This is a genomic window from Brevundimonas sp. (assembly GCF_051860745.1).
GTDB lineage: Bacteria > Pseudomonadota > Alphaproteobacteria > Caulobacterales > Caulobacteraceae > Brevundimonas.
Window position 1 is genome coordinate 37,778 of record NZ_JBHYDN010000017.1, and the last position, 15,108, is coordinate 52,885.

At 67.4% G+C, this 15,108-nt stretch carries 9 protein-coding genes; 7 read left to right on the forward strand and 2 right to left on the reverse strand.

Going from position 1 to position 15,108, the window contains the following annotated elements:
- Nucleotides 1-119 precede the first annotated feature (119 nt).
- Nucleotides 120-2,792: a TonB-dependent receptor gene (locus ACTIEW_RS14300; protein ID WP_439478574.1), complete on the reverse strand. Its 2,673-nt coding sequence runs from the start codon at nt 2,790-2,792 to the stop codon at nt 120-122.
- 346 nt (nt 2,793-3,138) lie between these two features.
- Here ACTIEW_RS14300 and ACTIEW_RS14305 point away from each other — a divergent pair, with 346 nt between their 5' ends.
- Complete coding sequence (locus ACTIEW_RS14305; protein WP_439478575.1) at nt 3,139-4,968, forward strand: alpha-amylase family glycosyl hydrolase; 1,830 nt, start codon at nt 3,139-3,141, stop codon at nt 4,966-4,968.
- Nucleotides 4,965-6,590 carry an alpha-glucosidase family protein gene (locus ACTIEW_RS14310; RefSeq protein WP_439478576.1) on the forward strand — a complete coding sequence of 542 codons (1,626 nt, stop codon included), beginning with the start codon at nt 4,965-4,967 and terminating at the stop codon, nt 6,588-6,590. The genes ACTIEW_RS14305 and ACTIEW_RS14310 overlap by 4 nt, the downstream gene beginning before the upstream one ends.
- Before the next feature lie 2 nt (nt 6,591-6,592).
- Here the strand turns inward: ACTIEW_RS14310 and ACTIEW_RS14315 are convergent, their stop codons facing one another.
- Nucleotides 6,593-7,705, reverse strand: a complete 1,113-nt coding sequence (locus ACTIEW_RS14315; RefSeq protein WP_439478581.1) for a LacI family DNA-binding transcriptional regulator — start codon at nt 7,703-7,705, stop codon at nt 6,593-6,595.
- A gap of 5 nt (nt 7,706-7,710) precedes the next feature.
- On the opposite strand from ACTIEW_RS14315, the gene ACTIEW_RS14320 reads away from it, so the two are divergent.
- From ACTIEW_RS14320 to ACTIEW_RS14340, 5 genes are all read left to right on the forward strand, one after another.
- On the forward strand, nt 7,711-9,774 hold the full coding sequence (locus tag ACTIEW_RS14320; RefSeq protein WP_439478577.1) for a glycoside hydrolase family 97 protein: 2,064 nt from the start codon (nt 7,711-7,713) through the stop codon (nt 9,772-9,774).
- Nucleotides 9,771-11,288 carry an MFS transporter gene (locus ACTIEW_RS14325; RefSeq protein ID WP_439478578.1) on the forward strand — a complete coding sequence of 506 codons (1,518 nt, stop codon included), beginning with the start codon at nt 9,771-9,773 and terminating at the stop codon, nt 11,286-11,288. Before ACTIEW_RS14320 ends, ACTIEW_RS14325 begins: the two co-directional genes overlap by 4 nt.
- The gene (locus tag ACTIEW_RS14330; RefSeq protein WP_439478579.1) at nt 11,285-12,235 is read left to right on the forward strand and encodes an alpha/beta hydrolase; all 951 of its coding nucleotides are present in this window, start codon (nt 11,285-11,287) and stop codon (nt 12,233-12,235) included. The genes ACTIEW_RS14325 and ACTIEW_RS14330 overlap by 4 nt, the downstream gene beginning before the upstream one ends.
- Before the next feature lie 80 nt (nt 12,236-12,315).
- Nucleotides 12,316-14,700, forward strand: coding sequence for a glucan 1,4-alpha-glucosidase (locus ACTIEW_RS14335; RefSeq protein WP_439478582.1), 2,385 nt, complete (start codon nt 12,316-12,318; stop codon nt 14,698-14,700).
- Between the two features lie 78 nt (nt 14,701-14,778).
- Nucleotides 14,779-14,946, forward strand: a complete 168-nt coding sequence (locus tag ACTIEW_RS14340) for a hypothetical protein (RefSeq protein WP_439478580.1) — start codon at nt 14,779-14,781, stop codon at nt 14,944-14,946.
- The last annotated feature ends 162 nt before the right edge of the window (nt 14,947-15,108 follow it).

Genomic DNA, 15,108 nt, shown 5'->3' on the forward strand with positions numbered 1-15,108 from the left:
GGGCGCGTCCAGCGGTTTGAGAGACCTCGTAACCAAAAGTGGCCGGACGCCCCGTGTCGAGAAGCGAAGGGGCCGCCCCGGTCTCCCGAAGCGGCCCTCCCTCTGACCGATTGGGACGATCAGTACCGGTAGTTCACACCGAACAGGAATGTCCGGCCGTAAACTTGGTGGTCGATGATCCGGCGCTCGTCGCCGTTCTCGTAGGTGAAGAACGGCTCGTCGGTGAGGTTGTTGACCTGGAACTGGGCCGAGAATCCTTCCAGCGGTCCGGATTCGAACTGATAGCCGATCTGGGCGTCGACGATGGACTCTGCCCCGACCTGGCGCAGCGTCCGGCCATTGCCAAAGCCGGCGACCTCGCCGAGGAACTCGGAGCGGTAGCGGTTGCTGACACGGGCCTGCACCCCGTCCCGCTCGTAGTAGACCGTCAGATTTGCGACCGTTTCGGACAGACCAGGGATCGGCGTGGCGGGGTTGCCCGGGTCCGGCTGAATCTCACTCTGGGTCGCGGAGATCGAGAACTGGGCGCCGAAGCCTTCCAGCGAGGGAGAGATGAAGTCAAACGGCGTGGAAACCGCAAACTCCACCCCGTAGAGGGCGCCGCCCTCGCCATTGGCCGGCGCTGAAACCAGACCCTGATTGATCACAGCGGCCCCTGCTCCGGTGGGGAAACCAGTGAAATCAAATACCTGGTTCTGGTTGTAGATGTAGGTGTCCAGGTCCTTGTAGAAGGCGGCTAGGGAGACATATGCCGAACGTCCGAAATACTGTTCGATCGAGATGTCGAAGACGTTGGCGATCCAGGGCTTCAGCTCCGGATTGCCGCCGCCGCCGCTCCACGGCGAGCTGTTCACCGTGGCGCCCGGAACGTTCAGCGCATTGTTGAAGCCGAAGGTGCGGGAGGCGCGCATTTCGTCCATGCGCGGCCTGGCTTGGGTGCGGGCCGCCGCCAGACGAAGGAACCGCTGATCGCCGATTTCGAAGATCAGGTTGGCGCTGGGCAGGAACTCGGAATACTTGTCTCCGCCCGTGACCGGGACAGACAGCGTCCCCGCCCCGCCCCCCGTCGCGGCAAACCCGCTCGAGCTCTGATCCACCAACGCAATCTGGAAGCCGAAGTTTCCGGTCACGGGAATGTTGCCCCAGTTCGTCTCCAGATTTGCACGAATGAACGGCGTGATGATGGTTTCTTCGACAATCCAGTTCTTGGAAACGACGTCTGAGTTGGGATTGCGGACGAGACTAAAGAAGCCGCTGTTGAGCAACCCCAGGGTGTCGTAACTGACCATGCCCGGGATGCCGATGAAGGCGAGGGACGTTGGATCAAGTCGGTACTGGGCCGGGACGACCGGGAAGCCGCCACCCGCGACGCCGAGGAAGAATTCGTCCGCGACGAGTTCCTTGTCGCGGAAGTTGTAGTTGACGCCGAAATCGACCGATGCCACCGGACCGCCGGAGGTCCGCATCGTCGCCTGCAGACGGGTGGCGAACAGTTCGTCCGTGATCGTCGGGCTGTTCAGATAGCCGTCCTGGCCGCCCGGAATCACGCCGCCACCCCAGCCCTGCGGGCTGCTCGGGCGGATCAGGTTGAAATCGGCATAGTTCAGATTGTTGTCGAACTGCGGAACTCCATTGCCGTCGATCCTGAACGTCAGAGAGTCCGCCGCCCCCGAACCGTTGTCCCCGGTCCCGGCGTAGCTTTCAATAATCTGGTCCGTGCGGTCGACACCGGAATAGCTGACGTCGGCCGTCAGCGTCCAACGCTCGTTCGGCGTGAACTCGGTGTTGAACCCCAGCGACAGAATCTCGCTTTCGCGGGTATTCACATCGTTGCGGACGACGCCGCGGACGTTGTTGAAGGTTCCCTGGGTGACCAGGCCGTCGGAGACCGTATAGCCGGGCTGGAGCGAGGCTGAGGACCATTGAAGCGGGAACTCGATGCCGCGCAGGATCTGGGTGTTGTCAAACGTCGAGTAAAAGGCGTCGATCGTCGTATGCCAGCGGTCGTTGGGCCGGAACTCGAGGACGCCCATGAAGCCGTCCCGCTCCAGTTCGGACGACATGACATAGGGTTTGACGCCGCCGATCACGCGGGCGCCCGGCGCCACCTCGGGATAGCCCCAGGCGTTGAAGCGTTCGGATTGATAGGGCGAGCCCATGTGGGCGTAGCCGAACGCCACGCCGACGGTGCCGTCGGCGAACTGGTCGATGTAGGAGATGCTGTAGCGGACGCCGTTGTCCGTCGTTCCGGCGTTCAGGGCGCCGATGTCGTTCAGCTCGTATCGCACGTTGGCGGCGAAGGCGCGACGGCCATAGGCCAACGGCCGGATGGTCTGTAGGTCGGCCGTACCCGCCAGACCTTGACCGACCAGCGCCGCATCCGGCGTCTTGTAGATGGTCACGCCCGACAGCAGCTCCGACGGATACTGGTCGAACTCGACGCCGCGGTTGTCGCCGGTTGTGACCTGTTCGCGGCCATTCAACAGGGCTGTGGTAAAGTCGGGGCCGAGGCCGCGGATCGAGATCACCTGACTGCGTCCGTCGAGTCGCTGGGCGGTGAGACCCGGCAGTCGGGCCAGTGACTCCGCAATGGAGACGTCCGGCAACTTGCCGATGTCTTCAGCCGTCACGACCTCGACGATCGAGGTGTTGTTCCGCTTGGCCGCAATCGAGCTCTCGATCGAGGACCGGATGCCGGTCACGATGACTTCGTCGATCTCCTGCGCCTCGCCTTCGTCCTGCGCCCCATCCTGTGCGGCGGCGCCGCCGGCGAAGGCCAGAATACCGATCACGCCGAGAGCGGCTCCTGCAAGAAGACGCGCGCGACGGGTGACTTGGTTTCTCATCATCATTCTCCCTAGGGGCCGCCGCTTTTCTGACGAAGCGTCCGGTGTCACCGCAAAGTTATGCAAACTTCTGGGAACCATGCAAGCCGCTATTGCCGCTCGCCCGCTCATCCGTGGCCAAAATGTGACGGCATCAACCGGTCGTCTTGCAGTGCACAAGGCCGTTTTGCCTTACGCCGCCGCATTTTCGACGTTCAATCCAGACGCATTGACATGCGACGCCTCCGCTGCAAAATCTTGCAAACTGATCCGTTGGGCCACGTCGTCCGCGGACATTTGAGGAACGCCGACCATGACCGGACGCACCCGTCGCCCGAATCGAGCCTGCGTCGCCGGGGTCCTCGCGCTGCTGGCCGCCGCCATGCCCGCCGTGGCCCGGACCCCGGACAGCGCCGGTTCGGAGCCGCTGCAGGCCCTGCGCGACCGGCCGGCCGAGGACGAGGTCGTCTATTTCCTGCTGCCCGACCGCTTCGCCAACGGCGACGCCGCCAACGATCGCGGCGGCCTGGCCGGCGACCGGCTGGCCACCGGCTACGACCCGACCGACCCCGGGTTCTACCACGGTGGCGACCTCAAGGGCCTGACCGCGCGGCTCGACTACATCCAGGGCATGGGCGTCACCGCCCTGTGGATCGCGCCGCCGTTTGTGAACAAGCCGGTGCAGGGGCCTCCGGGCCACGAGAGCGCCGCCTACCACGGCTACTGGATCACCGACTTCACCCGCATCGACCCCCACCTCGGGACCAACGACGACTTCCGCGCCCTCGTCGACGCCGCCCATGCGCGGGGGATGAAGGTCTATCTCGACATCGTCATCAACCACACCGCCGACGTCATCCGCTATCGCGAATGCCCGCGAAACGACTGCGGCTACCGCTGGAAGGGCGACTACCCGTATCAGCGTCGCGGCGGCCTCCAGGGCGACCCGATCAACGCCGGCTTCACGGGCGCGCCGGGCAGCGACTTCTCGACCCTGACCCGCCCGGACTACGCGTACACGCCCTGGGTCCCCGCAGGCGAGGAAGCCGTGAAGGTCCCGGCCTGGCTGAACGACGTCGGCCTCTACCACAACCGGGGTAACAGCGCCTGGTACAGCGAAGCCCGCATGGACGGCGACTTCTCGGGTCTCGATGACCTGTTCACCGAGCATCCGCGGGTGGTCGAGGGCTTCATCGACGTCTACGGCGGCTGGATCGACGACTATGGCGTCGACGGCTTCCGCATCGACACAGCCCGACACGTCAATCCGGAGTTCTGGCAGGCCTTCGTCCCCGCCATCCTCGAACGCGCCCGGGCGAAGGGCATTCCGAACTTCCACATCTTCGCCGAGACTTACGATTTCCAGTCCGGCACGGCGGCGATGCACACGGTCATCGACGGCCTGCCGACGGTGCTGGACTTCGCCTATCAGCGGGCCGTCCAGAACATGGTCACGGGCGCCGGGAATCCCGACGCCATGGGCTATCTGCTGATGGAGGACGCCATCTACGCCGGCGGGGCGGAGACGGCGCTGCGCCTGCCGACCTTCACCGGCAACCACGACATGGGCCGGATCGGCCATCTGATTCTGACCGCGAAACCCGACATCTCCGACGCCGAACTGCTGGACCGCTCGGCCCTCGCCCACGCCCTCGTTCTGCTCGGCCGCGGCGTGCCGGTGATCTACTACGGCGACGAACAGGGCTTCACCGGCGACGGTGACGACCGCCGTTCGCGCCAGGACATGTTCGAGACCCGCGTCCCGTCCTACGCCGACGACCGCCGCATCGGCTCGGCCGCCGGGCCGTTCGACATCAACGCCGACATGTACCGGCGCATCGCTGAAATGAGCGCGGCCCGCGCCGCCGACGTCCGCCTGCGCCGCGGCCGCGTCGTCGTCCGCACCGCCGACCAGACGCCGGGCGTGCTGGCCATTTCGCGGCTCGATGATGACGGCGAGACCCTGGTGGTGTTCAACACCTCGACCGAGCCGCGCGACGTCAATGTCGCGGTCGAGGTCGGGTCCGCCGAATGGCGCGCCCTGATCGGCGCCTGCCCCGCGCGCAGCGCCGCTCCGGGCGCAGTCTCTGTCTCCGTGCCCGCCTTGGGCTATCTTGTCTGCGTATCCGAAAGACCAGCGTGACCGCACAGATTCTCGAACACCCCGCCGCCCTGTCCGACGCCGCCGAATGGTGGCGGGGCGCCGTCATCTATCAGGTCTATCCGCGCAGTTTCGCCGACGCCAACGGCGACGGCGTCGGCGACCTGGCCGGCGTCACGGCGCATCTGGACCACATCGCCTCGCTGGGCGTGGACGGGGTCTGGCTCAGCCCCTTCTTCACCTCGCCGATGAAGGATTTTGGCTATGACGTCGCTGACTATTGCGATGTCGATCCCGTTTTCGGAACCCTGGCCGATTTCGACCGCCTGATTGAGAAAGCCCACGGCCTGGGCCTGAAGATCATCACCGATCTGGTGTTCGCCCACACCTCCGACCAGCATGCCTGGTTCCGCGAAAGCCGCGCGTCCCGAACCGGGCCGAAGTCGGACTGGTATGTCTGGGCCGATCCCCGCCCCGACGGCACGCCGCCGAACAACTGGCAGTCGGTCTTCACCGGCCCGGCCTGGACCTGGGATGCGCGGCGCGGCCAGTACTACATGCACAATTTCCTGCCGGAGCAGCCGCAGCTGAACCTGCACAATCCAGACCTTCAGGACGCCCTGCTGGACGCCGCCCGCTTCTGGCTGGACCGCGGCGTCGACGGCTTCCGCTTCGACGCCATCAATTTCTCGATGCACGATCCGAAGTTGACGGATAACCCGCCCCTGCCCGCCGGCGGCAAGCGGACCCGGCCGTTCGACTTCCAGGACAAGGTGCACAACCAGTCCCAGCCGGGGATCGTCGACTTCCTGGCGCGCGTTCGGGCCCTGACCGACAGCCACGGCGGACGGTTCAGCGTGGCTGAGGTCGGCGGCGATCACGCCGAGCGCGAGATGCAGGCCTTCACCGAGGGCGAAGACCACCTGAACAGCGCTTACGGCTTCCTCTACCTTTATGCACCGGCGCTCGGCGCAGCACTGGTGCGCGCGGGAGCCGAGGCGTGGCAGGGCCGCGATGGGCAGGGCTGGCCCTCCTGGACCTTCTCGAACCACGACGCTCCGCGCGCCATTTCACGCTGGGCGGAGGGTCGCGATCTCCGGGCCTACGCCGAGATGGCGATGCTGCTGCTCATGACCCTGCGCGGCAACGTCTTCATCTATCAGGGCGAGGAGTTGGCCCTGCCCCAGGCCGATGTCCCGTTCGAGCGCCTGGTCGATCCCGAGGCCATCTCCAACTGGCCACAGACCCTGGGCCGCGACGGCGCCCGCACGCCGATGCCGTGGAAGGCCGACCAGCCCCAGGCCGGCTTTTCGGTCGTCGACCCCTGGTTACCGGTGGATCCGCGTCACGTCGCCCTGGCCGTCGACCAGCAGGAGCGCGACCCATCCTCCATGCTGCACGCGACGCGCCGTCTGGTCGCCTTTCGCAAGGCGCACCCGACCCTGATGCTGGGCGATATGACCCTGCTGGATGACGGCGGCGACCTGCTGGCCTTCGAGCGCGTTCACGACGGCGAGCGTCTGGTCTGCGTCTTCAACCTCGGTCACGAGCCCGTCGCCTGGACCCTGCCGGAGGGGCATCAGGTCCTGGAGGCGGTCAATCTCGACCCGTCACGATCGGGCACGCTGCCGCCGATGGCCGGTCTGGTGCTGGCGGCCGGATGACCTCAGCCCCCGCAGCTCTCGCGCACGATCAGGTCGGTGGGGATCCGCTCCGACCGGCCGACGGAGTCGCCGGGGTTGTCGAGCAATTTGGACACCAGCAGCCGGCCTGCCTTCATCGTGTCCTGGGCGATAGTCGACAGGGCCGGCCGCGCATAGCGGCTGAACGGCACATTGTCGAAACCGATGACGGACACGTCCTCGGGCACCCGCAGATTGGCGTGCAGCAGGGCCCGCACGGCGCCCAGGGCGATCTGGTCCGAGGCGCAGACCACGCCGTCGAATTTCACGCCGCGCCGAATGAGACTGTCGACCGAGGCCTCGGCCGACTCGACCTCGAAATGCGCCTCCATGATCAGGTCGGGATCGACCTCGATGCCCGACTTGGCGAGGGCTTCGAGATAGCCGCGATGGCGTTGCATGGCTTCGGGCGGATCGAGGTCGCCGAGGAAGACGATACGCTTGCGGCCCAGCCGAGCCAGATGCAGGGTCGCGCGCCGCCCGCCCGCCAGATTGTCCGATCCGACGGAACAATAGGCCTGGTCCGCCATCTGGGCGCCCCAGACCACGAACCGGCCCTCGGTCTCGGCCAGGCGGTTCAGGCTCTGGTGCAGGGTGCTCTGGCCGAGGAAGATCACCCCGTCGGCCCGGCTGGTGTTCATCGCCGCCGACAGGTCGTCGTAACTGGTGGGCGAGAAATGGCTCATGATCACGTCGCAACCGCGTTCGCGCGCCGCCTCGCCGACCCCGGCCAGCAATTCCAGGAAGAAGGGGTCACTGAGCCGGCCCTCGCGGCCCTGCGGACGCGGCGTCACCAAGGCGATGACCCCGTCGGCGCCGATCGGACCTGCGGGCATATAACGGCGGAACGGGTAGTCGTGTTCGCGCGCCAGTTTCCAGATCAGCTGTTTGGTCCGGGCGTTGACCGCCGGACTGTCGTTCAGCGCGCGCGAGGCCGTCGAGATCGATACGCCCGCCAGCCTGGCCAGGTCTTCCAGTCGGGTATTGCGGCTCAAGCGGGGACTCCGGTCGAAACTGCGTCTGCAAAATTTGCTGCAAACCTTGCTTGTTCTGCGCCGCTGCGGCCGCGCTTGGCAAGTGTTGTTCCGTGGAGTGATTCCCCATGCTGACCCGCCGGCTTCTCATCTCGACCACGGCGCTGATCGCAGCGCTTCCGACCACGGCGACCCAAGCCCAGGATGTCGCCGCCGTGGTCGGCGCCTCGTCGCCTGAGGGCGTCCTGTCAGTCTCGGTGGCCGTCACGGGAGAGGGGCGTCCCGAATACAGCGTCGGCCGTCTGGGCCACACGGTCATCGCCCCCTCACGCCTCGGCTTCCTCCTGACCGACGCGCCCAAGCTGGAACGCAATTTCGCGGTTACGGCCGAGACCCCGACCAGCCACGACGACAACTGGGAGCAGCCGTGGGGCGAGCGGCGCTTCATCCGCAATCGCTACACCCAGCTGCGCGTCCGCCTGACTGAGAAGGGCGGCCTCGAGCGCCGGATCGACGTCGTCTTCCGCCTGTATGACGATGGAATCGGCTTCCGCTACGAATTCCCGGATCAGCCCAATCTGAAGACCGTCAACATCGGCGACGAGCTGACCGAGTTCGCCATCGTCGATTCCGGCACGGCCTGGTGGATCCCGGCCTTCGAATGGAACCGCGAGGAGTATCTCTACAACCGCACCCCGATCGACGCTGTGGGCGTGGCCCAGACGCCGCTGACGGTGCGCACCGACGACGGCCTGCACGTATCGATCCACGAGGCGGCCCTGATCGACTATTCCGGCATGAACCTGCGCCGCGTCGAGGGTGGGCGATTCAAGGCCTTCCTGACCCCCGGCCTGACCAATGCGGCGGTCGAGCTGACCACTCCCTTCACCACGCCGTGGCGCACCCTGCAGATCGCCGACCGCGCCGGCGACCTGATTGAATCCAGCCTGATCCTGAACCTCAACGAGGACAACAAACTCGGCGATGTCAGCTGGTTCAAGCCGATGAAATACGTCGGCATCTGGTGGGAAATGCACCTCGACCTGAAGACCTGGAACTCGGGTCCGAAGCACGGAGCCACCACCGAAAACGCCATCAAGCATATCGACTTCGCGGCCGAGCACGGCTTCGGCGGGGTGCTGATCGAGGGCTGGAACGTCGGCTGGGACGGCGAGTGGTTTGGGACCGGCTGGAACTACAGCTTCACCCAGGCCTATCCCGATTTCGACATCGAACGCGTCGCGGCCCACGCCCGGCGGAGGGGTGTCGAGATCATCGGCCACCACGAAACCGGCGGCAACGGCTTCCACTATGAGCAGCAGCTGGACGCCGCCTTCGCCCAGATGCAGCGCTTCGGCTGGCATTCGGTCAAGACGGGCTATGTCGCCGACGCCGCGGGCGCCCGGGTGCGCGGTCCCGACGGTCAACCGAGGCTGGCCTGGCACGAGAGCCAGCCCATGGCCCAGCACCACCTTCGTGTCGTCGAAACGGCCGCGAAATACCAGGTCGCGGTCAACGCCCACGAGCCGTTCAAGGACACCGGCCTGCGCCGCACCTTCCCCAACATGATCTCCCGCGAGGGCGCCCGCGGCATGGAATTCAGCGCCTGGGGCCAGCCCGGCAACCCGCCCGAGCACGAACTGAACCTCGTTTTCACCCGACTGCTCGCCGGTCCGATGGACTACACCCCCGGCATCTTCGGCATGGAGACGCGCAGCCCGGACGGGATCGCCACCACATGGGCCAAACAGCTGGCGCTCTATGTGACCATCTACAGCCCCATCGTCATGGCAGCCGACCTGCTGGAAAACTACGAGGCCAACCCCGGCCCGTTCCAGTTCATCAAGGATGTCGTCACGGACTGGTCCGACACCCGCGTCCTGAATGGCGAGGTCGGCGACTTCGTCACCGTCGCGCGCAAGGACCGCAACTCCGACCAGTGGTTCCTGGGGGCCATGACTGACGAACAGCCGCGGGTGCTGGAGGCGTCCCTGTCCTTTCTTGATCCCGGCCGCCGCTACCGCGCCGAAATCTATCGCGACGCCTCCGACGCCCACTGGGAGACCAACCGCGAGGCCATCGTCATCGAGGCGCGCGAAGTCACCGCCGCCGAGAGCCTGAGCCTCCGTCTCGCCCCTGGCGGCGGCCAGGCCATCCGCTTCGTTCCGATCAGCAGGGGACGCCGCGCATGACCGCTGGACCCATCACCCCCTCCGGCCGCCCGCGCCTCAGCGGCCTGTCGATCTGGAACATGTGTGTCGGCTTCTTCGGCATCCAGATCGGTTTCGGCCTGCAGAACGCCAACACCAGCCGCATCTTCCAGACCCTGGGCGCCGAGGTCGACAGTCTCGCCATCCTGTGGATCGCCGCGCCCCTGACCGGCCTGCTGGTCCAGCCGGTGATCGGCTACCTCAGCGACCGCACCTGGACGCCGCTCGGCCGCCGCCGCCCCTACTTCCTGGTCGGCGCGATCCTGACCACCCTGGCGCTCGTCGTTATGCCGCATTCGCCCTGGCTCTGGATGGCGGCGTCGATGCTGTGGATCATGGACGCCTCGATCAATGTCACCATGGAGCCGTTCCGCGCCTTCGTCGGCGACAACCTGCCCGAGGAGCAGCGCACCACCGGCTATGCGATGCAGAGCTTCTTCATCGGCGCCGGGGCGGTGTTCGCCTCCTGCCTGCCGTGGATCCTGACCGAGTGGTTCTCGGTCGCCTCGACCGCGCCTGAGGGCGTGGTGCCGATGGCGGTGCGCATCTCCTTCTACGTCGGCGCCGCCGCCCTGCTGGCCGCCGTCCTGTGGACCGTCTTCACCACCCGCGAATACAGCCCCGAACAGATCGAGGCCTTCGAGTCGGCCCGCGACGCCGGCCACGCGCCCGCCGCCGCCCGCTCGCGGACCGCCTGGTACACGGGCGGGCTGGTCTGGGCCCTCGCCGGCTCGCTCGGCGTGGGCGCGGTGGGCGCTCTCGACCTGCAGAAGGAACTCTACGTCCTCGCCGGCTTCATCGTCGCCTTCGGCCTGATGCAGATGGCGGTTGGAGCCCTCGCCGCCGCGAACCGCTCCAACCCCCTGACCGAGATCATGGGCGACATCTTCGCCATGCCGAAGACCATGCAGGGCCTCGCCGTGGTCCAGTTCTTCAGCTGGTTCGCCCTGTTCTCGATGTGGATCTACATGACCCCGGCCGTCACCGCCGTACACTTCGCCTCGCCCGATCCGACCTCGGCCGGCTATGGCGAAGGGGCCAACTGGGTCGGGGTGCTGATGGGCGTCTACAACGGCGTCGCCGCCCTGGCCGCCTTCCTGATCCCGGTCGTCGCCCACAGGACCGGCCTGCGCGGGGCGCATGCGGTCAATCTGACCCTGGGCGCCGCCGGCTTCCTCGGCGTCTTCCTTATCCGCGACCCGGCCCTGCTGTGGCTGCCGATGATCGGCGTCGGCTTCGCCTGGGCCTCGATCGTCTCCATGCCCTACGCCATCCTGGCCAACGCCGTGCCGGGCCGGAAAATGGGCGTCTACATGGGCATCTTCAACATCTTCATCGTCGTGCCCCAACTGGTCGCCGCCACCATCCTCGGCGCGATCCTCAAGGGCGTCTTCGGCGGCGACGCCATCTGGGCCCTGGTCCTCGGCGCGGTCAGCTTCCTGATCGCCGCCGGCTGCAGCCTGCTGGTGCCCGAGGCGAGGCGGGAGGCGGCATGAGGCTGGATCGCCGCGCCCTGCTGGCCGGGCTGTCGGCGCTACCGCTGTCGGCCGCCGCCCGCGCCGCTCCCGCCCGCGCCGAAGCCCCGACGCAGGGGCGTCTGGTCGAACACCCGGCCATGCCCTCGGCCCACGTCCAGCCTCGCGACATCACCATCTGGCTCCCGCCCGGCTACGACGACGACACGTCCGCCCGCTGGCCCGTCCTCTACATGCACGACGGCCAGAACCTGTTCGACGCCGCGCGCGCGCCCTACGGCGCCGAATGGGGCGTGGACGAGCATGTCGCTCGGCTCGGCGGCGAGGGTCAGATCCGCGCGCCGATCGTGGTCGGGATCGGCAACACCCCCCTGCGCCTCCGCGAATACATCCCCGCCAACCTGATCCGCGCCCTGCCCGACGACATGCGCGCCGATGTCCAGGCCATCTACGGCGGCGAGTCCCTGTCCGACGGCTATGTCCGCTTCCTCGTCGAGGAGCTGAAGCCGTTCATCGACAGCGGCTACCGCACCCGCCCGGACCGCGACGACACCGTGGTCATGGGGTCCAGCATGGGCGGGCTGATCTCGATGTACGCCCTGATGAAACACCCCGACGTGTTCGGAGCCGCGGGGTGCGTTTCGACCCACTGGCCGATCCGCATCGACCAGCTGACCGACCCGGCAGCGCTGTCCGCATGGCGCGCCCGGCTCACCGAGGCCTGGACCGACGTGGTCGGCGCCGATCTGCCGCCGCCCGGCGGTCACCGTCTCTATTTCGACCGGGGCGACGAAAGCCTCGACGCCGTCTACGCCGAGTTCCAGAGCCGCATTGACGCCACTATCCGCGGCGCCGGCTGGGGTCCCGACCGATTCCGTTCGTTGGTCTTTCCGGGCGCGGAGCACAATGAGCGGTCGTGGAACCAACGCCTCGACGCCCCCCTCACCTTCCTGCTTCCCCCAGCCTGACGAGTTCCGCCATGCGCCTTTCCCCGCTTCTCCTCGGAGCCGTCCTTCTCGCCACCGGCGGCTGCTCGACCCTGCGGGACATGTTGCCCGACGGCGGCGCCCCGGCGGCGCAGGACCCCGCCCCCGAGGTCGTTTCCATCGCCCCCGGCGCGCCGGGCGACGCGCCGACCTGGGTCAACGCCGCCAAGACCGGCGCCGGCGCCTCCTACGAGGCCTATGTCGACGGCCAGTACCGCGACGGCGGGCGGACCGGAGTCGTGTCGAGGGTCTGGTTCTCCCTCGCCGACGGCGTCCTGACCGAGACCATGTACGGCCTGATCCACGAGGCCCAGATCAAGCAGCTGCGCTTCGCCGTCGTCACCGACAGCGGCCTGTCAGTCGAGGGGACCGACACCACCAGCCGCACCGAATATCTGCATACGGACGAACAGGGCCGCCCCCTGTCGCCGGCCTACCGGGTGATCACCACGGACAAGGCCGGCCGCTACGAGATCGAGAAGCGCATCTACACCGATCCGGATGGTCAATCGCTGGTGGTCCGCGTCTCCATCCGGTCCCTGCGCGGCGACATCACCCCCTACCTGCTGCTCGAACCGCACATGGCCAATACCGGGGTGGGGGACAGCGGCGACGCCGTCGCCGTCGCCCGGATCCTCGTCGGCGACGCCGAGACCCTGGAGCCGGGCGCCCTCTACGCCTCGGAAGGCGACACCCATCTGGTGCTCCAGGCCGACCGCCCCTTCACGACCGCCAGCGTCGGCTTCGTCGGCGCTTCCGACGGCCTGACCGACCTCGCCGACGGTCGCCTCGATCGTGTCTACCGCTCCACCGGCGAGGACACCGGCAGCATCATGCTGACCGCCGGCCTGTCGCGCGTTCGCGCCGGCCAGACGCTCAGCCAGGATTTCGTCATCGGCTTCGGCGCCTCCCGCCAGGACGCCCGCCGCGCCGCCAACGATAGTTTCTCCACCGGCCTCGACGAGGTCCTCGCCCGCTTCAACGGCGAGGGCGGCCGGGTCGGCTGGGAGGACTACATCGCCGCCCTGACCGACCTCCCCCGTATCGCCGAACAGTCCGCCGACGGCGGCAAGCTGGCTTACGCCTCGGCCCTGATGCTGAAGGTGCAGGAGGATCACACCCACGCCGGCGCCCTGATCGCCTCCCTCAGCAACCCGTGGGGCGACACGGTCGACGCCGCCAGTCCCTCGACCGGCTACAAGGCCGTCTGGCCGCGCGACTTCTATCAGGTGGCCATGGCCCTGCTGGCGCTCGGCGATACCGAGACGCCGCTGGCGGCCTTTCGCTACCTGCCCCAAGTCCAGGTCCGCGCCGACACGCCGGGCAACACCGGCGCGACCGGCTGGTTCCTGCAGAAGACCCACGTCGACGGCGAGATCGAATGGGTCGGGGTCCAGCTGGACCAGACCGCCATGCCGATCATGCTGGGCTGGAAGCTGTGGAAGGCCGGGATCGTCTCCGACGCCGAACTGGCGACCATGTACGGCCGGATGATCAAGCCCGCCGCCGACTTCCTGGTCGAGGGCGGCAAGGCCGGAATCCTGTGGAACGACCGTCAGGTTACCCCGCCCTGGACCCAGCAGGAGCGCTGGGAGGAACAGGAGGGCTACTCCCCCTCCACCACCGCCGCCGTCATCGCCGGGCTTACCGTAGCCGCCGACATCGCCCGCGCCTCGGGCGACCCCGCTTCCGCCGCTCGCTACCAGGCCGCCGCCGACGACTACGCTTCGAAGATCGAAGCGCGGATGTTCACCACCTCCGGCGAGTTCGGCGACGGGAATTATTTCCTGCGCCTGAGCCGCAACGAGGATCCCAACGACAAGGCCCCGCTCGGCGAGAACAACGGCCAGCCCGCCATGCCCGAGGACCGCATCGTCGACGGCGGCTTCCTCGAACTGGTCCGCTATGGCGTCCGCGCGCCGAACGCGCCCTCCATCCTCGCCACCCTGCCGGAGTACGATGACCAGACGCGCGAGGATCGCTTCCGCGTCCACTACGACGTGAACGGCGTCCCCGGCTTCCGCCGCTACGGCAACGACGGCTATGGCGAGAACACGGACAACGGCGGCAACTACGGCGTGGGCGGCATGACGCCGGGCCAGCGCGGCCGGGTCTGGCCGATCTTCACCGGCGAGCGCGGCCACTACGAAATCGCCCGCGCCGTCGCGGAGGGCGCGGGCGACGCCGCCTTCGAAGCGATCCGCCAGACTTATGTGCGTGGAATGGAGTCCTTCGCCAACGATGGGCTTCTGCTGCCGGAACAGGTCTGGGACGGTGTCGGCCATGGCACGCCGAGGGGCTATCAGCCGGGCGAAGGCACGAACTCGGCGACGCCACTGGCCTGGAGTCACGCAGAGTACATCAAGCTGCTGCGGTCACTGGCCGATCGCGCCGTCTGGGACCGGTATGCGCCGGTTGAGCGCCGCTACGGCCAGTCCGGCCGTTGACCGTGGTCCGTTCAGGCCTCGGTCGGGGCGAGGACGACCGGCATGCGCGCATGTGAGCGAACCGGGCCGACAGAATAGTTGGCGGGCACCATTAACCACGCGATCCTGCCGGGGCCCGGCGTGCTCGGGGCCGTGTTCCCAGACGCCCATGCGGCCGTTTTCAATCCGCAGGTCATCACGAACGACGCCTTCACCGCCCTGCTGCTGATGGCGTTGGATCGACCATGCTCACCATTCCGATGGTGACGCCGTTGCTGAAACCCTGGCGGAGGTGAGGTCGAGCGCGTGACGCCCGCCCCTACCATGGATGTCGTCGACTGGGTTTGGAGGCGGCTCGCCAACAGCCGGAGGCCCGGCTAGAGCGTGGCCCGTTTTGTTGGAATCGGGATTCCCAAATCGGTGGTGATC